This is a genomic window from Devosia sp. ZW T5_3 (assembly GCF_044987315.1).
Lineage (GTDB): Bacteria > Pseudomonadota > Alphaproteobacteria > Rhizobiales > Devosiaceae > Devosia.
The window spans coordinates 104,479-125,691 of sequence record NZ_JBJDRE010000015.1; the positions used below are offsets into that span (position 1 = coordinate 104,479).

Genomic DNA, 21,213 nt, shown 5'->3' on the forward strand with positions numbered 1-21,213 from the left:
CGGGCAGCCTAGGCTGCGGTTTTATGCATCAACGTGGTCTTGAGCCCCTGCACGTCCACGATCAGCGCGACATTGCCGTCGCCCAGGATCGTGCCGCCGGCAATGCCCTCGACGCGTTCGAAATTCTCTTCCAGCGATTTGATCACAACCTGCTGCTGGCCGATAATGTCATCGACGATCAGCGCCACCTTGTGGCTGCCCTCGGCCTCGCACAGCACGACGAAGCGGTTATCCGCCTCGGTCTGGGTGTTGAGGGCAAAGCGTTCGGCCAGGTCAATGACCTGCACATATTCGCCCCGCACCTGCAGCACCTTGCCACCGCTCGGCACCCGCTCGAAGGCGGCGCGCGAGCATTGAATGGTTTCTACGATCGAGGACAGCGGCACCACGTAGGGCGAATCACCGACCTTGACCAGCATCACATCGAGCACCGCCAGCGTTAGCGGCAGGCGCAGCGTCATGCGCGTGCCCTTGCCGGTCCAGCTCCGCACATGCACCGAGCCGCCAATCTTTTTGATATTGGACAGCACCACATCCATGCCGACGCCGCGGCCGGAAATGTCGCTGACTTCGCTGGCCGTTGAAAAGCCCGGCGCAAAGATCAGCTGATCGATCTGCTCGTCGCTCGGATTAACGTCCGGCGCCACAATGCCCTTGTCGCGCGCTACCTGCAGCACGCGCTCGCGATTGATGCCGCCGCCATCGTCCTCGACGATGATCAGGATATTGCCGCCGGCCTGCTCGGCGCTGAGTCGGATCGTGCCGATTTCACCCTTGCCGCGCGCCGCGCGCTTATCCGGCGTTTCGATGCCATGATCGGCCGAATTGCGCACCATATGGGTCAATGGATCGCTGAGCTGCTCGATCACCGTCTTGTCGATTTCGGTGTTCTCGCCAATGGTCTCGAGCTTGATCTTCTTGCCCGTCTTCTGCGCCAGCTCGCGCACCAGGCGCGGCATGCGCGAAAATACCGATTTGACGGGCTGGGCGCGGATCGCCATCACCGAATCCTGCAGACCGCGCGTGGTCTGGGCCAGAACCTCGAGCCCGCGCACCAATTCGGTATAGCGGGCACGCAGCGTCTCATCCATCTGCTGGGTCAGCATGGATTGGGTGATGACCAATTCGCCCACCATATTGACCACGCGATCGACCTTATCGAGATCGACGCGGATCGACTGCACGCCAACGCTGCGCGCGCCAGTATCGTCGGGATCGGCAGCCACGGTCGCCGCTGGCTTGAGCGCTTCGGGCGCCCGCCGCGCCACCACCGGCGCACTCGGCTTGATCGTTTCAGCCAGCGCGGCAAAACTGAGCGTCGACGTCTCCTCTACCAGTTCCGGCGCCGCAACCGGCTCGGCAGCGGCCGGGCTCTCCAGCGCGAAATCGAGCAAGGCTTCGACCTCGTCATCGGCCAGCGCCAGGAGATCGGAAAGACCCGGCTCGGGTGCCGTTATCGGCGCCGTGTCGGCCAGATCGAACGCAATATCGGCGCCCAGCTGCACCACTGAAATATCGCAGTCGCCCTCGACGAATTCGAACACTTCGCGGATCATCGCTTCGGTCAGCGCTGGCGAGATCAGGGTGATCTCCCACGAGCAATAGACGGCAAACGGCTCAAAATCCGACAGCGGCGGAATGTCGCCGACAATGGCGCGCACGCTCATTTCGCCCAAAGCCGCCAATTCACGGAACAGCAGCAGTGGATCATTGGCCCGCGCATAAAGCGCCTGATGCGGCCTGAAATTGATTTCCCAATGCCCGGGCTCGGGAGCCATTGGCGGCGCGTCGAACGCGTCGCTCGCTAGCTCCTCGTCAGCAGCGTCGAAATTGACCATGACTGGGGTAAATTCGATGTCGAAATCGTCGATCGGCTCGCCGCCCTCGTCATCCTCGGAAGCCACATCGCCCCGCGCCAGCGCATCGAACCGCGCCTTTTCGTCCATGCCGTAGTCGGCCGGCAGCACGTCCCCGGTCTGCACCGCCTTGACGTGATCGGCCACGATATCATTGGCGCGGATACACAGCGTGACGACGTCGTCGCTCATCTCGACGCGGCCGTCCCGCACATAATCGAGCAGCGTTTCATAGGCATGGGCAAAGCCCACCAGCGCCGAAAAGCCGAAGGCTCCGGCCCCGCCCTTGATCGAATGGATGGCGCGGAACACGGCATTGAGCCGGTCGGCATCGCGCTCGCCTGCTTCGATGGCGGCGAATTGCTCCTCGAGCTCGGTCAGCAGCTCGGAACATTCGTCAAAATAGGTGGCCTTGAAGTCGTCGAGATCGCTCATCTGCGCTTATTCAACCCTTCTGGGTTCTCGGCTTATAAAAACTAGTGGACGACGCGATGGATGACGCTGATCAGCTTTTCGGGGTCGAACGGCTTGACGATCCAGCCCGTGCCGCCCGCGGCCTTGCCCTGGTCGCGCTTGTCCTGGCTGGTTTCGGTGGTCAGGATCAGGATGGGCAGGCTCTGGTGCTGGCCGGTGGCCCGCACATGGCGGATGAATTCAATGCCATCCATCACCGGCATGTTGATATCGGTGATGATGACGTCGAAATCCTGGGTCTTGAGCAGGTCGAGCCCCTGCTTGCCATCCTCGGCCTGCAGCACCTCAAACCCCGCATTGGATAGGGTATGGTGCAGCATGGCCAAAATCGTGCGCGAATCGTCGACCGTCAGAACCCGCAAAGCCGTCATTATCTCATCATCCCCTTGAACTGGGCGCCAAGGCCCAGGCGCTCGATCGCTGCGGTCATGGCCGCGCTCGGCTGCAAAATGGTAAAATCGAAATTGTTGCGCTGGGCGGTCCCGGCGGCGCTGATCAGCATGAAGAGGGCATTGGTCGATACCCGCTGCACCCCATCGGCTGCGACAGAAACGGAGCCATCCTCCACGGCATCGAGCAGCCCGTCCCGGATCGCATCAAGCGAGTCCAGGTCCACGACCGCAGGCAAAGCGACGGTTTTCTTGGCCTTGCTGACCATGATGATTGACTGCCCCCGGAGTACTTCTCCGATGCGCAGTCTCCCTTGGAACGGTTTAAGAAGTGCTAAGCGGATCAACGGTTCCCGCCCGTTTCTGGCGTAATGCGGCATTGATGCCCTTGCCGGATGGGTCGGGAGGGGGATAACCCATCGGGTAAACCTGTTCTGGAACTGCCATGACCACCAATATCGCCCTCACCGGGCTGGCCCGCGACCTCGCCGCCCGCGCTGAAACTGGCAAGCCGATCCGCGTCGGCGTCATCGGCTCGGGCGAAATGGGCACCGACCTCGTCACCCAGATGAGCCTGATGGCTGGCATCGAAATGGCGGCCATCGCCACCCGCCGCCCCCATACGGCGCTGCACGCCATGACCATTGCCTATGGCGAGGATTCCAAGGGCAAGGTCGCCGACAGTCCCACCCAGGCGACCGCGGCCATCGAAGCGGGCAAGATCGCCATCACCTCGGCCGAAACTCTGGTCACCACCCCCAATATCGATGTCGTCATCGACGCCACCGGTAAGCCGGGCGTCGCCGCCGATTACGACCTGCTCGCCATGGAGCACGGCAAGCATCTGGTGATGATGAATGTCGAGGCCGACGTCACCATCGGCCCCTATCTCAAAGCCCAGGCCGACCGGCTCGGCGTCGTCTATTCCGTGGGCGCGGGGGATGAGCCCAGCTCCTGCATGGAACTGATCGAATTCGTTTCCGCGCTCGGCCTGCCCATCGTTGCCGCCGGCAAGGGCAAGAACAATCCGCTCAAGCATGACGCCGTGCCCGACGACTATCGGGACGAAGCCACCCGCCGCAATATGAACCCGCGCATGCTGGTCGAATTCGTTGATGGCAGTAAAACCATGGTTGAGATGTGCGCCATCGCCAATGCCACGGGGCTGGTACCCGACGTTCCCGGCATGCATGGCCCCGCCGCCGACCGCGACGACATGGCCAAGGTGCTGATCCCCAAATCCGATGGCGGCATTCTCAACAAAATGGGCGTGGTGGATTTCACCGTCGGCAAAGGCGTCGCCCCCGGCGTCTTCGTCATCGTCAAGCCCGAGCATCCTCGCATCATCGAGCGCATGGATGATCTCCATATCGGGCACGGGCCCTATTATGCGTTCTTCCGCCCCTATCACCTGACCAGCCTTGAAGTCCCGCTCACTGCCGCGCGCATCATGCTGCAGGGCAAGCCCGACATGGTGCCCCTGCCCAATCCTGTCGCCGAGGTCTGCGCCGTCGCCAAGCGCGACCTGGCCGTGGGTGAAACCTACGACGCCATCGGGGAAACCTGCTACCGCTCCTTCACCATGACCGTGGGCGATGCCCGCGCCAAAAAGGCCGTTCCCGTCGGCTTGCTCGAAGGTGGCAAGGTCACCGCGCCCGTCAAGAAGGGCGAATTGCTCACCGCCGCCAACAGCCAGCCCGACACATCCACCCGCCTCTTCGCCCTGCGCCAATTGCAGGACAAGATGCTGGGCCTGATCTGATCCCGCCCGACTGGAGTATTCCGATGCGCCCTCTTGCCCTCGCCCCGCTCGCGCTTGCCCTGCTGGCCGCTCCCGCCTGGGCGCAGGTCGAGGAGCCCGTGCCCACCGACTGCACGAGCCTGTTCGATACTTTGGGCATGCTGACGCGCGGCCCCGAGACCCGCATCGCGGACACGGCGACCGGCTGCATCATCACCAATACCTATTTCGGCGCCTCCTATTCCCGCACGGCCATTGGCCAGATCACGCTGGAAGTTGACGACCTGTTCGGCGCCATTGCCGGCCATAGCCGCCCGGCCAGGCTGGAGCTGAGCGTCACCAATATCCGTGTCTCGCCCGAAATGGACGAGAGCCCCCTGACCGCCTATATCCTGGAAACCCAACAGGCCCCGTTCGACCTGCACCTGGCCTATTCCTGGGACGAAGCGAGCGGAGATTTCGACCTCGACGATCTCAGCATGACCATGCCCGCGCTGGGCAGCCTCACAATCAAGGCCCGGCTCGCCGGCGTGAGCGACATCCCCGATGCGCCCGCCGAGCCTACCGATTACCTCCGCGGCAATGTCGAAAAGCTCAGCCTGACGCTCGACAATCGCGGCCTCTTCACCGCCTTCGCGGTCCCGGTCCTCGTGGGTAACCTGCCCTATGACGAGGACCCGCGCCCCGCCATTGCCGCCACGCAGAAAACCATCATCGCGCTGATCGAGGCGCAGCCCGAGAGCCAGATCAACGCCAGCTCCAAGGCCGCATTGACCCGCTTCGTCAATGATTTCCCCAAGCCCAACGGCTTCTACCAGTTCGAGATCACCCCGATCGGCGCCCCGGTCTCGTTTGAAAGCCTGGTCGCCCCCAATGACGACATGGTGGGGCTGCTGGAACTGCTCGCCAGATTCAACCTCAGCGCCGAGTTTAAGGAATTGCCGGCCGAGTAGACGACCGGCAGCCGCGAGCCCCCGATCCCCGCTTTTTCGCGTATGCGAAAAAGCTGACCTCCCTCCCCCTTGAGGGGAGGGATTGAGGGTGGGGGTGTCGAGCCCTCCACCGGCATAAAGCTCATGGATGGCGCTACACCCCCACCCTAGCCCTCCCCACAAGGGGGAGGGAATTGGATCGCGGCTCTCTAACCGTTACCCCCGCAACACTACCTTGCCCTTGCGGCCTGGCTCGTCGCTGGCCTTCACCGCCTCGGCAATCTGCTCCAGGTCGAACACGCCATCGACCGGCAGATCCAATTCACCCCTGGCCGCGAGCGTCACCAGTTCGCCCAGCATGCGCCCGATATCGGCCGCGGGCAGATTGGGCTTCATGCCCCAGAAGCCGCGCACTTTCATCTGCCGGAACAGCAAGGACGCCGGCGTGATGCGCAGCGGGCGCCCCGTCATGGCACCGAAATTGACCAATTCGCTGCCATCCGCCATCACCGAAAACAATTGCTCAGGCCCGTCGCCGCCCAGCGAATCCAGCCCGCGCACAATATCAGCCCCGCCGGTCAAAGCCTTGACCCGCTCCTGCCAATCTTCGTTCGCGGTGGACACCACAGTGTTCATGCCCAGAGCCGCGAGTTCCGCCACCGTCTCGTCGCGCCGCACCAGGCTCACCACATGGATACCCTGCTCGGCGGCAAATCGCGCCACCAGCTTCCCCACCGCGCCATTGCCGGCATTCTGCACCATCCATTGCCCCTTCTGGATGCCCAGATCGGCAATGATCATCTTGGCGCTGAGCGGCATCGACACCAGCTGGCACGCCGTTTCGTCGCTCACCCCATCGGGCACCGGCACGACCCGCGCCGCTTCGACCAGATAATAGTCTGCCCAGGTCTGACTCGCCCCGCCGGCCACGCGCTGCCCGACCTTGAGATTGCTCACACCCTCGCCCAGCGCCTCGACCACGCCGACAGCTTCCGTGCCGCCCACCCAGGGCAGCGGCGGCTTGACGCCATAAAGCCCCGCCACCGTCATCAGATCGTGGTTATGGATCGGGGACAGCGACATCCGCACCAGCGCCTGTCCGGCGCCTGGCACGGGTCTGTCCCGCTGCCCGACCTTGAGCACCTGCTCGGGCACGCCATATTTCTCGAATACCACGCTACGCATCTGATCAACCTTGTCTTTATCAAAGCCGCCAATTTAGGCCGGCAAACTGGCGCGACAATGGCACAGGCCACCATGCCGCACCATTGCGGTCTCCAGCACGTGACTTGATCGCCGCCCGCACTTGGCATAAATCCTGACTAGTTTATTCAGGAATACACGAGACGAGCCATGTCCAGCCTCACCGATGCCCGCGCCCCGCAACGCGTCCGGCACGAAACCCGCATGCGCCTGCTCGAGGTGATCGATGTCACCGACATTACCCCGCTGATGCGCCGCATCACGCTTAAGGGCGATATGGAGAGCTTTGCCTCAGCCGGTCACGCCGACCACATCAAGGCTTTCTTCTTTCCCGAGGGCGTCGCGCCCATGCTGGCCCCGATCGGGCCGCGCGGTGCCGAATTTCCCGAGGGCATGCGGCCCGAAATGCGCGACTATACCCCGCGCTATTTCGACGTGGCCGCCGGCACGCTGGTGCTCGATTTCGTGCTGCATGGCGATGGCCCCGCCTCGAGCTGGGCCGCCAAAGTCGCCCTGGGCGACAAGCTGGTCATCGGCGGCCCCCGCGGCTCGCTCGTCATCCCCGCGGCCTTCGACTGGTACCTGCTGGCCGGCGACGAAACCGCTCTACCGGCTCTCGGCCGCCGCATCGAAGAACTCCCCGCCGGCGCCAAGATCGTCGCTGTCATCGAGGTGGATAGCCTCGCCGAAGAACAGCATTTCGAGACCGAGGCCGATCTCGTCCTCCATTACGTGCACCGCAACGGCCAGCCCGCCGGCACCACGAGCCTTATCCTCGACACCCTGCGCGAGATCGAATTTCCGCCCGGCGACGCCTATGCCTATATCGCCGGCGAAAGCTCGATGAGCAAAGCCGTGCGCACCCACCTCACCGAGGAGCGCGGCTTCAATCCCGAATGGGTCAAGGCCGCGGGCTATTGGCTGCTCGGGGTAGCCGACGCTCACGAGGCACATTGAGCGGGTACCCGCTACGCCAAGATCACCCGCTCGCACAGCACCATGATCGCCGCCCGCAAGCTCGCCTCGTCGCGATAACTCCGCCCGATTCCCGACGCCGCCGCAATCACCAGCCGCGCCAGATCCCGCGGCTGCGCGATCCCCGCCTCGTCCAGCACGGCGGTGAACTTGTCCTCCACCGCCTGGTCGAGCGCCTGGTATTGTGCCGGCTGGCGCGCCTGTTCGGTGTAAATCTCCTCGGCATGGGGCGAGCCATCGAGCAAATGCAGCATCAGCTCATATTTATCGGCCAGCGCCCGCCCGATCCGCACCGCTGCCGGGCCCTCGCTCGCCAGCCCCCCATCGATGGCTCGATGGATTTCCCCCGCCATGGTCTCGACCAGAGCGTTGAACACCGCGTCCTTGTCGGCAAACTGGGCATAAAGCGTCGGCTTGGCCACATGCGCCGCCCGCGCAATGGCCTCCATTGTCGTGCCGCGCAAGCCATTGCGCAGAAACAAATCCCGCGCCGCGACCAGCATGCGCTGGCGCTTTTCGGCCACCCGATCGGGCATGGGCAGATTCATTTTGCGGTCCACACTTGAACGAATTGAACGATTAACATATCTTTCGTTCAATTCCATTGGAGAAAATCAATGTCCGACCGCGTCCTTCTGACTGGCATATCCGGATTTCTAGGCGGCCATATCGCCCTGCAATTGCTCGCCGCCGGCTATACGGTGCGCGGCAGCGTGCGCAGTCTAGACAAGGCCGACAAGGTGCGCCAGACGCTGCTGAAGGCCGGTGCTGATATCACCAGGCTCGAATTCGTCGCCCTCGACCTGCTGAAGGACGATGGCTGGGACGCGGCCATGGCCGATTGCCGCTATCTGCAACATACCGCCTCCCCCTTTGTGCTGCGCACGCCCAAGGACCCCGATGATCTGATCCGGCCGGCCGTCGAAGGCACCCGCCGCGCCATCACCGCCGCGCTCGCCGCCAATGTCGAGCGCATCGTGCTCACCTCCTCCATCGCCGCCATGCAATATGGCCACGCCAATTACGATCGCCTGCTGACCGAAGCCGATTGGACCGATCTCGATAGCCCGCAGACCCCCGCCTATCCGCGTTCCAAGACCCTGGCCGAGCGCGAGGCCTGGTCGCTGGTCGACGCCGCCAACCGGCACGATGATCTGGCCGTCATCAATCCCGCCGCCATCCTTGGCCCCCTGCTCGACGAAGACCCCGGCACCTCCGCCGTGATGGTGCAGCTCCTGCTCGACGGCAAATTGCCCGCCGTGCCGGCCATTTCCATCGCCATTGTCGATGTGCGCGACGTCGCCGCCCTCCACATCGCCACCATGACCGATCCGGCCGCCGGCGGCCAGCGCTGCGTCGCAGCCGTGGAAACCGTCTCCATGGCCCAACTCGGCCAATTGCTCAAACCCGCCTTCCCCAACCGCCGCATTCCAACCCGCACCCTGCCCGATTGGCTGGTGCGCATTGTCGGCCTCTTCAACCGCGACATCGGCGACAATGTCTCCGAACTGGGCACCCCCAAGCGCTTCAACACCCACCGCGCCCCCACCCGCCTCGGCCGCCCGCTGATCGGCGTCCAGCAAGCCGCCATCGCCACCGGCAAGAGCCTCGTGGAGCACGGGCTGGTTTAGCCAAACCACCCCTTGCCCAAACCCCAAATATTGTCCTATCAACACGGGGTCGGAACGGGGCTGTAGCTCAGTTGGGAGAGCGCGTCGTTCGCAATGACGAGGTCAGCGGTTCGATCCCGCTCAGCTCCACCATTCCGGCTCTTGCAGCGCCACCGCTGCGCACCCGGCCCCCTTATCCCTGTTTGACCTCTGCCAGCAGCCAGTCGCGGAATGCGCGGACTTTGGGCTGGCGGATCGCGGCGGGTGGGTGGACCAGATAGAAGCTGGAGGGTGACTTGAGGGCGTACGCGAAGGGGCGTACCAGCCGGCCGGCGGCGAGGTCGGCGGCGACCAGCATGGTTCGTCCCAACACTACCCCCTCCCCCTGTGCGGCCGATTCCATGGCAAAGGTGGCTGAGTCAAAGGCGATCCCGCCATGCGGGTCGACGCCCTCTACCCCCGCACTGCCGAGCCAACGCGCCCAATCGATCGGGAAGCTGTCATGGATCAGCGTGTGATGCTTGAGATCATCCGGCGTGCGGAGCGGGTGCGGTCCCTCGAGCAGCTTTGGGCTGCATACCGGGAACACCTCCTCGCCAGTGAGGAACTCCGCCGTCAGCCCCGGATAATTGCCGCCGCCATAGCGAATGGCCACATCGATCCCGTCGCCCAGAAAATTGGTCAGCTTGCCGCTGGTTGAAACCCGCACATCGATGTCGCCATGCGCGCGGTGAAAACGGTAGAGGCGCGGCACCAGCCACCGCCCGGCAAAGCCGTCCGAGGTGCTCACATTCAAGGTCGGGCTCGAATAGCGCGCCGTCGCCGCGGCGGTGGCGGCCGCCAATTGCTCCAGTGTCTCGCGCACCGCCCGCGCATAGGGCTCGCCCACCGCCGTCAGGCTCACTGATCGCGTCCCGCGCTCGAAAAGCTGCACGCCCAGCTGGTCCTCCAGATTCTTGATCGCCCGGCTGATCGCGCCATGGGTGACATGCAGCTCATCGGCGGCCTTGGAAAAACTCAGCAGTCGCGCCGCCGACTCAAAGCTTGGCAGGGCCGTGAGAAGCGGCAATTTCCGCGCCATGTGCATCTCCTCAATCTGTGAGTTCTACTCACAGATTGTCGCCGATAACTCGTTTGTCGTCCAGGCCAGAAAGCGCCATTCTCTGGGTCGTAGCCAGTCATTCACCACCTTGCACCAGCAAACTGATGTGACTGTTGCTCCTGCTTACATCGGCCACAAGGCCATTTTTGAGATCAAAGGAGAGACGATCATGAGCACCAAACATGCATTTGCGTCCGTCACCCACGTCCTGGCCGGCATGAGCGGCCGTATCCGGGCTGCGCGCAGCCGGCGCCAGACCGAGCGGGTATTTGCCCGCTTTTCCAATCACGAACTCGCCGACATGGGCTTCGAACGCGATTGGGACGGCGCGGCCTATCGCCCCTCCGACTATCGCTGAGCCCCCCAGTCCACGGCGCCTCGGATCGCCGCAGGGGCCGTGCCACACACCAAATGGAGAACGAACATGGCGACGATCCATCCCTTCCTCTGGTTCAACACCGACGCGCAGCAGGCGCGTGATTTCTATCTTTCGGTGTTCAAGAACAGCAAGGCGCTGCACACCACCGAACTCACCGATTGGGTAGCGGGAACCAATAAGACGGTGCCTCACGCCACTTTCGATTTCGAGCTGGAAGGCCTGCATCTGACCGCGCTCAATGCCGGGCCGCAGCCGCCCTTCAACACCAGGCTCTCGCTTTACATCGAGACCCAGGACCAGGCCGAGACCGACTATTACTACCAGGCGCTCACCGCTGGCGGTGGGCGCGAACAACCCTGCGGCTGGCTCACCGACAAGTTCGGTGTCTATTGGCAGGTCATTCCCGAAGCCCTGCCGCGGCTCAGTTCCGATCCCGATCGCGCCAAAGCCGACCGGGTTCGCCAGGCCATGTACGGCATGCACAAGATCATCATCGCCGATCTCGAAGCCGCCTATGCCGGTCAGGCGTGATCCCCGAAACCCCCAATCCTGACAAGGAGCCTTTCATGGAAACGCTCGTGAACCAGACCATCATCATTGTCGGCGGCAGCTCGGGCATTGGCCTGGGCATTGCCCGGGCCGCGCTCGACAGCGGCGCCAATATCGTGATCACCGCCCGCTCGGCTGACAAACTGCAGGCCGCCCAGCGCAGCCTCAATGGCGGCGATCGCGTCAAGGCCATTGCCGCCGACATGACGGCGGAAGCCGACATTGCCCGTCTGTTCGAGGAGGTCGGTGCTTTCGATCACCTCGTATCGACCGCCGGAACCTTGCCACCTGGCGATCCCATCGGCCAAACCGACATGGCGGGCATGCGCGCCTTTGTCGACAACAAGCTGATCGGCGCCATCATACTTGCCAAATACGCCGTGCAGGGCTTGCGCCCCGGCGGCTCCATCACCTTCACCTCGGGGATCAACAAGGATAAGCCACCTGTTCCCGGCGGCTCGGTGGTCTCCGCCATTGCCGGCTCGTTCAGCTATTTCGCCCGCGCCCTGGCGCTCGAGCTCGCGCCCACCCGGGTCAATGTCGTGTCGCCCGGCTGGGTCGATACCCCGATGTGGGACATCCTGGGCGACGCCAAGGCCGGCTATTTCGCCGACATGACCGCCCGCCTGCCGGCGCGAAAAATCCCCACTGCCGCAGACGTCGCCGCCGCCTATATCTACCTCATGCAAAGCAACGTCACGACGGGCGAAACCCTGCGCGTCGATGGCGGCCACAACCTGATTTAAATCCGGAGCCTTGGCGGGGCAGCCCTACTTCCCCGCCGCAAATCCCGCCAGCACCCGCACCCAGGCGCGAATCCCCCGGTGGAAGCTTTCGAGATCATATTTCTCGTTCGGCGAATGGATCGCGTCGTCCACATGGGCGAAGCCGATCAGCAGGGTATCGAGGCCCAGAATCTTCTTGAAATCGCCCGCTACCGGAATTGAACCGCCTGCGCCGGTGATCACTGCCGGCTTGTCCCATTCGCCCGACAGCGCCGTCAGCGCCCGCTGCAGATATTTGCCGTCGGCCGGCACCGTAATGGCGGGGGAGCCGCCATGCGGGGTGAATTTGACCGAGCAATCGGCGGGCACGCGCTCCTCCACATGCTTGCGGAAGGCGGCGCGGATTTTGGCCGGGTCCATGTTCGAAACCAGGCGGAAGGAAATCTTGGCACTGGCCTTGGCGGGGATCACGGTCTTGAAGCCGTCCCCGGTATAGCCCCCGATCATGCCATTGATTTCGCAGGTCGGCCGCGACCACAGCATTTCGAGCACGCTGCGGTTCTGCTCGCCCGCCTTGAGCGATAGACCCGCCTCGCCCAGAAACGCCTTTTCGTCAAAGCCCAGCCCGTCCCACTGCGCCCGCAATTCCGGGGAAATCTCGGCCACGTCGTCGTAAAAGCCCGGCAGGGTCGCGCTGCCGTCGGGGGCACGGAGGCTCGCGATAATTTCGGCCAGCACCTGATTGGGATTGCGCGCCGCATTGCCGAACATGCCCGAATGCAGGTCCTTGTTGGCACAGGTAATTTCCACCTCGTCGGCCACCAGCCCGCGCAGCATGGTGGTGATCGACGGCGTCTGGCGGTCCCACATATCGGTGTCGCAGACCAGGGCAATATCGGCCGCCGCCAGCTCGGCTTTGTTGGCTTCCATAAAGGGCGGCAGATTCTTGCCGCCGCTTTCTTCCTCGCCTTCGAGCATGAGCGAAACCTGCACCGGCAAGGAGCCCGTCACCGCCTTCCAGGCGCGGCAGGCTTCGATAAAGGTCATCATCTGGCCCTTGTCGTCCGAGGCGCCGCGCGCCACGATGATCTTGCGCCCCTGCGCATCGTCTTTGAGCACCGGCTCGAATGGATCGGTATGCCACAGGTTCAGCGGATCGACCGGTTGCACGTCATAATGGGCGTAAAACAGCACATGCGGGCCCTCGGCCGCCGGCCCATGCGCCACCACCACCGGGTGCCCCGGCGTCGGCCGCGCGGCGGCGTCAAAGCCCAGCCCGCTCAATTCCCCCACGATCCAGTCGGCCGCCCGCTGGCATTCGGCCGCAAAGGCCGGATCGGTGGAAATCGACTTGATGCGCAGCAGCGCCTTGAGCCGTTCCAGGCTCTCATCGAGCCCGGCATCCACCTGGGCGAGAACGGCGTCGAGGCTGGCTTGGCTGGTCATGGCAATATTCCGATCGAAAAGATTCGGGCGCGACCATGGCGCAGCCGCCCCGCTTCTGTCCACCCTCATCGCCGCTGCTGCTATTGTACTACTAATGCGCCCCGACTAGTTTGGCCTTCTGGCCCAGAACGGGTCTGGGAGACCTTTGCGGTGAAAGACAGCAATGCGAGCGTGGCGCGGCATTCGGGCGAATTGATCGCGGCCCTGTCCGGCCGCCGGCCCTCGCGCAATCTGCATTCCGATGTGATGTGGCGGCTGGGCCTCGCCATCGTCTCGGGCCGCTATGCCGAAGGCTCCATCCTGCCTGCCGACAGCGAATTGCTTGCCGAATTTGGCGTCTCCCGCACCGTGCTGCGCGAAGCGCTCAAGAGCCTTGCCGCCAAGGGCATGATCGAGGCCCGCGCCCGCATCGGCACCCGCGTGCTGCCGCGCGGCCGCTGGAACCTGTTCGATAGCGATGTGCTGGCCTGGCATTTCGAACTGGGCCCCGATGTCACCTTTCTGCGCAGCCTCTCCGAAGTGCGCATCGGCATCGAAATCGAGGCGGCGGCTCTGGCGGCCGAACGGCGCAACCCGGAACAGGCACAGGACCTGCTCGAGCTGGCCGACCAGATGGGCACCGCCGAAACGCCCGAGGAATTTGCCCGCTACGATCTGCAGTTCCACCGCGCCGTGGCCTTGGTCTCGGCCAATCCCTTCATGGCCTCGATCTCGGCTTTGGTGGAACTGGCGCTGACCGCCTCCTTCACCATCAGCTCGCCCATCATGGTGCCCGGCGCGCTCGAAGCCGCCGTCCGCTCGCATCGCCGCATTGCCCAGGCCATCGCTGCCGGCGCGCCGCAAGAGGCTCGCGACGCCATGAAGGCGGTGATCACCGAAGGCTTTACGCGAGCGGCCGAGCGGCTGCAGACGCGCTAGGACCTAGGGCCAATCGACATTCACTCAGGCTGAGCCGAACCGAAGGTCCGCGCCAGCGAATATGGCGGTTTTTGAGAACCGGAGCGCAGCGTACTTTGCGTACGTGAGCACCGGAAGCGCAGAAACCGCCATTTGCAGGCCAGCATCAGCTGAATGTCGATTGGCCCTAGACCAGGTTGAACGCCACCCGGCCTAGCCCCGGCGCTTCGGCGCTGACCAGCTTGGCGGACACATCGGCTGGCCCGATCCGCGCGCCGGTGATCACCACTGTTCCCGCCGTCAGCGGCAATCCGCGCGCTGCAGCGTGATCGGCCAGCCAGGCGAGTGCCGCCAGCACATTGTCCGTGTCGGCATTGCCCGCCGTGGTCTTGATCTCGATCCCGTCATAGGCCAGCGCCATGGCCTGCTGGCCGAATTCGGGCAGGCTCGAAGCCGGCACCGGCGGGCCGACGATTACCGCGCCGCTGCTCTGCAGATCGGCAATGCCCGCCAATTGCGGCACCGCCTTGCGGTCCTTGTAGCGGGTCGCCAGCACTTCGATGGCAATGTGAATACTGGCCAAAGCCGCCTTGATATCCTGTGGCCCATAGCCGCCCGGCTTGCCCGGCAAATCCTGGCCAATGGTCACTGCCACTTCGACCTCGATGCCGATCCCCGGCAGGTCGGCCGCCTTGAGCGTCGCCCCCGATTGATAGACGCCCGATTTGAGGATCGGCGCGGCAAAGCACGGCCCATCAGCCGGCTTGGGCGTCACCTTCCACGCTCCGACCGGCCCGAGCGCCGCAACGATTTCATTCTGCACCGCATAGGCCACCTCGACACTGGCCGGCACCAAGGCCGGATCCAGCGGATCGACCGCCACACCAGAACGGCGGGCAGCCAGCAACAAGTCAGTCAATTCGGAAGTCATCAAAAATCCAGTCTAAGCTATGGTTTAAATCAACGTCGGGCATTCGCAGTTCGTGGTCAATTAGGGCCGATCTGCCGCAATGCCATCTACCTGCCTGATCAGCATCAACGCTGCCGATTTCGCCAGCGCCAGGTCACGCGGGTCGGCCAGATCGGCCTCGAAACGCCGGCACAGCGCAAGATAGGTCGGAAAGAGCGGGGAGCCGGCATAGCGCTCTTCCATGCGCCGAACCGTCGCCTCGATCTCTTCCAGCCCCGGCCTCACAAAAAGATCAAAGCCAATATCGCCAGCACCGCCGGCACGGTCTGCACCAGTAGAATTTTCGGCCCCACGCTCACCGCGCCATAAAGCCCGGCCACCGCTACGCAGGCCAAAAAGAACAGCTGGATCTGCCAGCCAAAGCCCGGCTCGGGCTGCAACAGCCCCCAGATCAGCCCCGCGGCCAGGAAGCCGTTATACAGCCCCTGATTGGCCGCGAGCACCTTGGTCTGCTCCGCAAATTCCGCCGTGCTGCCAAAGGCCTTGCGACCCTGCGGCCTGGTCCACAAGAACATTTCGAGCACGAGAATGTAGATATGGATCAGCGCCACCAGCGCGACGAGAAGGGGAGCGATAAAACTCATTTGGTTTTGCTTTTGCCGGTAGGCTCAACTGCTGGCGGCATGCCGGTCCCGCCTGCATCCCAATAATCCTGCAAGGCACGCCACTCGATATAGGCGGCCTCCTGATCGGGCAGGGGATCGCGCGAACCGCCCAGCTCGACCAGCCGCTGCAGGATCGGCTCCACCGTCGGCCCCTCGATCTCGCAGGTGCCCGCTTCATCCAGCGCATTGAAGGCCGGGGTCTCGTAGGTCTCGACATATTGGTCGGTGGTCAGCCCCATCTGATGGCTCAGAATGTCGGCGGAATCGGTCAATAGCGACCAATCCTCTTCGCTCACCTCATAGCCCACGCAATTGGACGACACGATATTGGCCAGCACCACCTGATGCAGAAATTCCTCTGCCTCAGTGCCGGTAATGCCCGACAGATCGGGCAATTGCACATAGATCTTGCCATCGGCCAGCGCCGGCGTCGCCGCCAGCATCCCCGCAAGGCTCGCCCCGATCAAAAACCGCTTCATCAAACTCAAGCTCCTCAAATCCCTCAAGCCGCCAATTCCCGGCACGCTCATGCACAGTTTTGCCATGCCGATTGCGACCCAAACAAGGCGGGTTCTCAGCCGGGCTGACCGCCAATCGACTGCACCGCTTTTGCCCCCGCCGCGATAGCTTTGCCCATGGCGCTTGTCGTGTCATCCCCCTCCAGCAGCGCCGCGACGAACCCGGCCGCAAAGGCGTCCCCCGCCCCCGTCGAATCCACCATCTCGACCACCTGTGCCGGCAGCGTCAGTTCCACCCCATTGCGCCCACCAAGGGCTGCGCCGTGGCGGCCCCGCTTGAGCACCACGCGCTGGTAATGCGCACCCAGCGCCACCACGCAGGCTTCGAACCCAGCTGCCCCGCACAGCGCCGCAGCCTCATCCTCATTGGCAAACAGCCAATCGGCACCACGCGTCCATTCGATAAACCGCTCGACGCCCACCTCGGCCAGAAACCCCTCCGAGGCCGGATCGATCGCCACCGCAATCCCCCGCGCCTTGGCCTCTGCCAACAGACCCTGCACCGCCAGCCGCGGCCGCTCGGCAAAAAAGCTGTAGCCCGACACCATCACCATCCCGACGCCATCGAGCAGCGTTGCCGGCAGATCGTCGGAGGAGAGATTGAGATTGGCCCCCCGGTCGGTGAGGAAACTGCGCTCCCCATCCGGATCGACCATGGTCACCAGCACGCCCGAGGGCAAATCGGCATCCGCCGCCAGCATGGGCACAACGCTGCGCCCTCGGAAATAATCCTCAAGCCGGCCCAGATCGTCCGCCCCGACCCGCGCGGCAAATACCACGTCGGCGCCCATGGCGCCCAGCCACACCGCCTGATTGGCCCCCGACCCGCCGGGCCGGTGGCGCACCTGCGCCCGCCGGTCCGATCCTTTGACGATCGGGCCTTCGGGCACCACGATAATATCGGTCATCACATCCCCGACGACGAGGACTTTTGCACTCATGCGCGGCGCAGGCCCGGCTGGGGGACTTCACGCGCTGCCAGCGCCACCGCGATCTGCGCCGCGACCTTGGCATTGTTCTCGACCAGCGCAATGTTCGCCACCAGCGACTTGCCCTCGGTCAATTCGAAAATGCGCTTGAGCAGGAATGGCGTCAGTTCCTTGCGGCTCACGCCCTCGGCCTCCGCGCCGCGAATGGCCTCGGCAATCCGCGCCTCGATCGAGGCCGCATCCAGTTCATCGGCCTCGGGGATCGGATTGGCGATCAATACGCCACCCATGCCCAGATCGGTCTGCATGCCCACCACCTTGGCAATGTCCCCGACATTGTCGAAGCGGTGATCCACCTTGTGCCCGCTCTTGCGCGCCCAGAAGGCGGGGAACTCGTCGGTGCCATAGCCGATCACCGGCACGCCATTGGTTTCGAGCACTTCGAGCGTCTTGGCGATATCAAGGATCGACTTGGCCCCCGCGCAGATCACCGCCACCGGCGTGCGGCTCAATTCCTCAAGGTCAGCCGAAATATCGAATGTGTCCTCGGCGCCGCGATGCACCCCGCCAATGCCGCCGGTGGCAAACACATGAATGCCCGCCAGCGCCGCAATCTGCATCGTGGTGGCAACGGTCGTGCCCGCAATGGCACCCTTGACGAGGAGCGAAGACACATCGCGCCGGCTCGCCTTGGCGGCCTTGCCACCTTCCAGCGCCAGCCGCTCCAGGTCTTCCCCCGAAACACCCACGCAGAACCGCCCGTCCATGATGGCGATCGTGGCCGGCACCGCGCCATGCGCCCGCACCACTGCCTCCACATTCTTGGCCATTTCGAGATTCTGCGGATAGGGCATGCCATGGGTGATAATGGTGGATTCCAGCGCCACCACGGCCTTGCCGGCCTTCAGCGCGGCCTTCACGTCTGCACTGATGGAAAGATAAGCCTTGGCGCTCATGAGCGGCCTCCGTACTGCGTCGATCTGCGCCGCCTGCGGGCGCCTGTTGCCCGGGGTTGTGCGCCGCCAGACGCCGGGGCGTCAACCCCCGGCAAAACAACGCGGAAAGACGGGGCAAAACCGCTTGTCGCTCCTGTGATTTGGCTCTAGGTTGCCCTCATAAATCCAGCGGGAAAGGGCACTTCGCTGCAGACGATCATTGTTGATTGCGCCTCTGGCGCCGATCGATACGCGCCCCGCTCCGGGCCCGGCACAGCCAAGTCCGCCAGCGCTTTTCAGCGCTCTTTCCGCATATATGCCGTTCCGTTTTCCGCTTGCGCATCGGGGTCTCCCAGATGAGCCCGCGCAGCCACACGCCCCAGGCGTGACAAAAAGCTTGCCGCGCCTTGGGCATGGCAAAACCAGAACAGACCAAAAAACCAAAAATACAGGAGCTCACCGCAGATGAACAAGACGCTCGCACTTGCCTTGGGGGCACTCATGGTGGCTTCCCCGGCCCTGGCCCAGGAAGAAGCCGTTCTCAACGTCTATAATTGGTCCGACTATATTGCCGAAGACACCATCGCCAATTTCGAGGCCGAAACCGGCATCAAGGTGAATTACGACGTCTACGACAATAACGAGATCGTCGACGCCAAGCTGCTGGCCGGCAATTCCGGCTATGACATCGTGGTCCCCTCGGGCAATTTCCTCGAGCGCCAGATCCAGGCCGGCCTGATCCTTGAGCTCGACAAATCCAAGCTGCCCAACCTCAGCAATCTCGATCCTGCGGTGATGACGACTGCCGCCGAGCAGGATCCCGACAATGCCCATGCCGTGCCCTATATGATCAACACGATCGGCTATGGCTACAATGTCGCCAAGGTCACCGAAATCCTGGGCGCCGACGCCCCGACCGACAGCTGGGACCTGATCTTCAAGCCCGAATATGCCGAAAAGCTCGCGTCCTGCGGCATCAGCCTGCTCGATAGCCCCTCCGAAGTCACCGGCATTGCGCTCAATTATCTGGGTCTTGATCCGAACTCGGAAAGCGCAGACGACCTTGCCAAGGCCGAAGCGCTGCTGACCAGCATCAAGCCCTATATCCGCTACTTCCACTCGTCCCAGTACATTGACGATCTGGGCAATGGCGAAACCTGCGTGGCCCTGGGCTATTCGGGCGATATCTTCCAGTCGATCGATGCCGGCGCCAATGCCGCAACGCCCGTCGAAGTCCGCTACGTCATCCCCAAGGAAGGCGCCGCGACCCTGTTCGACTTCCTCGCCATCCCGGCTGACGCGCCGCACCCGGATAACGCCCACAAGTTCATCAACTACATTCTTGAACCCCAGGTCGTGGCAGCGATCACCAATTACGTTTTCTATGCCAATCCGAACCTCAAGGCGACCGAGTTCGTCAACGACGACGTCAAGAACAATCCCGGCATCTACCCGCCGGCTGAAACCATCGCCAAGGCCTTCGTGATGAAGGCGCATACGCCCGAGTTCGAAGAAACCTTGACCCGCACCTGGACCCGCATCAAAACCGGCCAGTAATACCAAGGGGCGGCACCAGCCGCCCCTTCCACCTTTGACCCACCAATAGCCCTCATGGTGAGCCTGTCGAACCGCGAGGGCGTGGCACCATCCAGTCACGACCTCGTCCTTCGACGGGCTCAGGATGAGGTCTACTGATAGGATTGCTAGGGACCGACATGGCTAAAAAGCCCCAATTGGCTATCGATACGCGTCCGTGGCGCGACCCCAGCGCAAAACCCTTCGTGCGCATCAAGAACGTCACCAAGAAATTCGGCGACGTTGCCGCCGTTTCCGACGTCTCGCTCGATATCTACAAATCCGAACTGTTCTGCCTGCTCGGCGGTTCGGGCTCGGGCAAGTCCACCCTGCTGCGCATGCTGGCGGGCTTTGAGGAACCCACCTCGGGCAGTATCGAAATCGACGGCCAGGATATGACCGGGGTCGCCCCCTATAACCGCCCCATTAATATGATGTTTCAGTCCTATGCGCTATTCCCGCATATGAATGTCGAGCAGAACATTGCCTATGGCCTCAAGCGCGATCACCTGCCGCCCGCCGAAATCGCCGACCGCGTCGCCGAGCTGTTGACGCTGGTCAAGCTGCAGGATTATGGCAAGCGCAAGCCGCACCAGCTTTCGGGCGGCCAGCGCCAGCGCGTCGCCCTCGCCCGCGCCCTCGCCAAACGCCCCAAACTTTTGCTGCTCGACGAACCGCTCGGCGCGCTCGACAAGAAGCTGCGCGAGGAAACCCAGTTCGAGCTGGTCAAGATCCAGGAAACCCTCGGCGTCACCTTCATCGTGGTCACTCACGATCAGGAAGAGGCGATGAGCCTCGCCACCCGCATCGGGGTGATGAACCAGGGCGAAATCGCCATGATTGGCGAGCCCACCGATATCTATGAATTCCCCAATTCCAAATTCGTCGCCGGCTTCATCGGCTCGGTCAATATGGTGGAAGGCGTCGTCACCGAAGACGAACCCGGCCATGTGCGCATCCGCTCGGCAGAATTGGGTTGCGACATCTATGTCGGCCACGGCGTCGATTGCGCCCCCGACCAGATCCTGTGGTGGGCCATCCGCCCCGAAAAGGTCCATCTGAGCCGCGACAAGCCCGACGCCCCATTCGACGCCAATGTCACCAAGGGCATGGTCGAGGAAATCGGCTATCTGGGCGATATGAGCGTCTACCAGATCCTGCTCGAGAGCGGCAAACGCCTGCGCGTCACCCAGACCAACACCGTCCGCGGCAATCCCGATTCCATCACCTGGGACGAGACTGTCTACCTCACCTGGGGCGACAGCTCCGGCTCGGTGCTGACGGTATGATGGTCCCTCAATACGCCAGCAATATCGCGGCCCTATCCCTCCCCTCCCCCTTGAGGGCAGGGGTCGGGGGTGGGGGTCGCCGGGCTCTTGCGCTGGCCACAGGGACCCCCACCC

At 63.4% G+C, this 21,213-nt stretch carries 23 protein-coding genes and 1 tRNA gene; 11 read left to right on the top strand and 13 right to left on the bottom strand.

Features of this window, described 5'->3' with window-relative positions:
- Positions 1–8 precede the first annotated feature (8 nt).
- Genes ACI3KW_RS18210 through ACI3KW_RS18220 form a run of 3 tightly spaced genes read right to left on the bottom strand, consistent with a single transcriptional unit; the run spans position 9 to position 3,099 of the window.
- On the bottom strand, positions 9–2,291 hold the full coding sequence (locus tag ACI3KW_RS18210; RefSeq protein WP_404849266.1) for a chemotaxis protein CheA: 2,283 nt from the start codon (positions 2,289–2,291) through the stop codon (positions 9–11).
- Between the two features lie 41 nt (positions 2,292–2,332).
- The gene (locus tag ACI3KW_RS18215; protein ID WP_035097191.1) at positions 2,333–2,701 is read right to left on the bottom strand and encodes a response regulator; all 369 of its coding nucleotides are present in this window, start codon (positions 2,699–2,701) and stop codon (positions 2,333–2,335) included.
- Complete coding sequence (locus tag ACI3KW_RS18220) at positions 2,701–3,099, bottom strand: STAS domain-containing protein (RefSeq protein WP_113119924.1); 399 nt, start codon at positions 3,097–3,099, stop codon at positions 2,701–2,703. The genes ACI3KW_RS18215 and ACI3KW_RS18220 overlap by 1 nt, the downstream gene beginning before the upstream one ends.
- Before the next feature lie 65 nt (positions 3,100–3,164).
- Here ACI3KW_RS18220 and ACI3KW_RS18225 point away from each other — a divergent pair, with 65 nt between their 5' ends.
- Positions 3,165–4,481 carry an NAD(P)H-dependent oxidoreductase gene (locus ACI3KW_RS18225; protein WP_404849267.1) on the top strand — a complete coding sequence of 439 codons (1,317 nt, stop codon included), beginning with the start codon at positions 3,165–3,167 and terminating at the stop codon, positions 4,479–4,481.
- 23 nt (positions 4,482–4,504) lie between these two features.
- Positions 4,505–5,413, top strand: a complete 909-nt coding sequence (locus ACI3KW_RS18230; protein WP_404849268.1) for a hypothetical protein — start codon at positions 4,505–4,507, stop codon at positions 5,411–5,413.
- Between the two features lie 195 nt (positions 5,414–5,608).
- On the opposite strand, the gene ACI3KW_RS18235 is transcribed toward ACI3KW_RS18230, so the two are convergent.
- The gene (locus ACI3KW_RS18235; protein ID WP_404849269.1) at positions 5,609–6,577 is read right to left on the bottom strand and encodes a zinc-binding dehydrogenase; all 969 of its coding nucleotides are present in this window, start codon (positions 6,575–6,577) and stop codon (positions 5,609–5,611) included.
- Positions 6,578–6,745: 168 nt separating this feature from the next.
- Here ACI3KW_RS18235 and ACI3KW_RS18240 point away from each other — a divergent pair, with 168 nt between their 5' ends.
- On the top strand, positions 6,746–7,552 hold the full coding sequence (locus ACI3KW_RS18240) for a siderophore-interacting protein (protein ID WP_404849270.1): 807 nt from the start codon (positions 6,746–6,748) through the stop codon (positions 7,550–7,552).
- An 11-nt stretch (positions 7,553–7,563) separates the two neighbouring features.
- On the opposite strand, the gene ACI3KW_RS18245 is transcribed toward ACI3KW_RS18240, so the two are convergent.
- Positions 7,564–8,118: a TetR/AcrR family transcriptional regulator gene (locus ACI3KW_RS18245; RefSeq protein WP_404849271.1), complete on the bottom strand. Its 555-nt coding sequence runs from the start codon at positions 8,116–8,118 to the stop codon at positions 7,564–7,566.
- Between the two features lie 69 nt (positions 8,119–8,187).
- Between ACI3KW_RS18245 and ACI3KW_RS18250 the strand changes: the two genes are divergently transcribed.
- Together ACI3KW_RS18250 and ACI3KW_RS18255 are read left to right on the top strand one after the other, a co-directional pair.
- Positions 8,188–9,201, top strand: a complete 1,014-nt coding sequence (locus ACI3KW_RS18250) for an SDR family oxidoreductase (RefSeq protein WP_404849272.1) — start codon at positions 8,188–8,190, stop codon at positions 9,199–9,201.
- 56 nt (positions 9,202–9,257) lie between these two features.
- Positions 9,258–9,333 (top strand) — tRNA-Ala (locus tag ACI3KW_RS18255).
- Positions 9,334–9,373: 40 nt separating this feature from the next.
- Here the strand turns inward: ACI3KW_RS18255 and ACI3KW_RS18260 are convergent.
- Complete coding sequence (locus ACI3KW_RS18260) at positions 9,374–10,261, bottom strand: transcriptional regulator GcvA (RefSeq protein WP_404849273.1); 888 nt, start codon at positions 10,259–10,261, stop codon at positions 9,374–9,376.
- A 190-nt stretch (positions 10,262–10,451) separates the two neighbouring features.
- Between ACI3KW_RS18260 and ACI3KW_RS18265 the strand changes: the two genes are divergently transcribed.
- From ACI3KW_RS18265 to ACI3KW_RS18275, 3 genes are all read left to right on the top strand, one after another.
- Positions 10,452–10,640, top strand: coding sequence for a DUF1127 domain-containing protein (locus tag ACI3KW_RS18265; RefSeq protein WP_404849274.1), 189 nt, complete (start codon positions 10,452–10,454; stop codon positions 10,638–10,640).
- A gap of 66 nt (positions 10,641–10,706) precedes the next feature.
- The gene (locus tag ACI3KW_RS18270; RefSeq protein ID WP_113119931.1) at positions 10,707–11,192 is read left to right on the top strand and encodes a VOC family protein; all 486 of its coding nucleotides are present in this window, start codon (positions 10,707–10,709) and stop codon (positions 11,190–11,192) included.
- Between the two features lie 35 nt (positions 11,193–11,227).
- Positions 11,228–11,956 (top strand): SDR family oxidoreductase, encoded by a 729-nt coding sequence (locus ACI3KW_RS18275; RefSeq protein WP_404849275.1) that lies wholly within the window; start codon positions 11,228–11,230, stop codon positions 11,954–11,956.
- A 24-nt stretch (positions 11,957–11,980) separates the two neighbouring features.
- Here the strand turns inward: ACI3KW_RS18275 and ACI3KW_RS18280 are convergent, their stop codons facing one another.
- Complete coding sequence (locus tag ACI3KW_RS18280) at positions 11,981–13,381, bottom strand: M20/M25/M40 family metallo-hydrolase (RefSeq protein WP_404849276.1); 1,401 nt, start codon at positions 13,379–13,381, stop codon at positions 11,981–11,983.
- 150 nt (positions 13,382–13,531) lie between these two features.
- Between ACI3KW_RS18280 and ACI3KW_RS18285 the strand changes: the two genes are divergently transcribed.
- Complete coding sequence (locus tag ACI3KW_RS18285) at positions 13,532–14,299, top strand: FadR/GntR family transcriptional regulator (RefSeq protein WP_262171212.1); 768 nt, start codon at positions 13,532–13,534, stop codon at positions 14,297–14,299.
- A 166-nt stretch (positions 14,300–14,465) separates the two neighbouring features.
- Here ACI3KW_RS18285 and ACI3KW_RS18290 read toward each other — a convergent pair whose 3' ends face one another.
- From ACI3KW_RS18290 to ACI3KW_RS18315, 6 genes are all read right to left on the bottom strand, one after another.
- The gene (locus tag ACI3KW_RS18290; protein WP_404849277.1) at positions 14,466–15,209 is read right to left on the bottom strand and encodes a 2-keto-4-pentenoate hydratase; all 744 of its coding nucleotides are present in this window, start codon (positions 15,207–15,209) and stop codon (positions 14,466–14,468) included.
- 60 nt (positions 15,210–15,269) lie between these two features.
- Positions 15,270–15,473 (bottom strand): hypothetical protein, encoded by a 204-nt coding sequence (locus ACI3KW_RS18295; RefSeq protein WP_404849278.1) that lies wholly within the window; start codon positions 15,471–15,473, stop codon positions 15,270–15,272.
- Positions 15,470–15,832, bottom strand: coding sequence for a DUF1304 domain-containing protein (locus ACI3KW_RS18300; RefSeq protein ID WP_404849279.1), 363 nt, complete (start codon positions 15,830–15,832; stop codon positions 15,470–15,472). The genes ACI3KW_RS18295 and ACI3KW_RS18300 overlap by 4 nt, the downstream gene beginning before the upstream one ends.
- Complete coding sequence (locus ACI3KW_RS18305) at positions 15,829–16,332, bottom strand: hypothetical protein (protein WP_404849280.1); 504 nt, start codon at positions 16,330–16,332, stop codon at positions 15,829–15,831. The genes ACI3KW_RS18300 and ACI3KW_RS18305 overlap by 4 nt, the downstream gene beginning before the upstream one ends.
- A 95-nt stretch (positions 16,333–16,427) precedes the next feature.
- On the bottom strand, positions 16,428–17,312 hold the full coding sequence (locus ACI3KW_RS18310; protein WP_404849281.1) for a carbohydrate kinase family protein: 885 nt from the start codon (positions 17,310–17,312) through the stop codon (positions 16,428–16,430).
- Complete coding sequence (locus tag ACI3KW_RS18315) at positions 17,309–18,256, bottom strand: pseudouridine-5'-phosphate glycosidase (RefSeq protein ID WP_113119939.1); 948 nt, start codon at positions 18,254–18,256, stop codon at positions 17,309–17,311. Before ACI3KW_RS18315 ends, ACI3KW_RS18310 begins: the two co-directional genes overlap by 4 nt.
- Positions 18,257–18,700: 444 nt before the next feature.
- On the opposite strand from ACI3KW_RS18315, the gene ACI3KW_RS18320 reads away from it, so the two are divergent.
- Together ACI3KW_RS18320 and ACI3KW_RS18325 are read left to right on the top strand one after the other, a co-directional pair.
- Positions 18,701–19,792 (top strand): polyamine ABC transporter substrate-binding protein, encoded by a 1,092-nt coding sequence (locus tag ACI3KW_RS18320; protein ID WP_404849282.1) that lies wholly within the window; start codon positions 18,701–18,703, stop codon positions 19,790–19,792.
- Positions 19,793–19,950: 158 nt separating this feature from the next.
- The gene (locus ACI3KW_RS18325; protein ID WP_404849283.1) at positions 19,951–21,099 is read left to right on the top strand and encodes an ABC transporter ATP-binding protein; all 1,149 of its coding nucleotides are present in this window, start codon (positions 19,951–19,953) and stop codon (positions 21,097–21,099) included.
- The last annotated feature ends 114 nt before the right edge of the window (positions 21,100–21,213 follow it).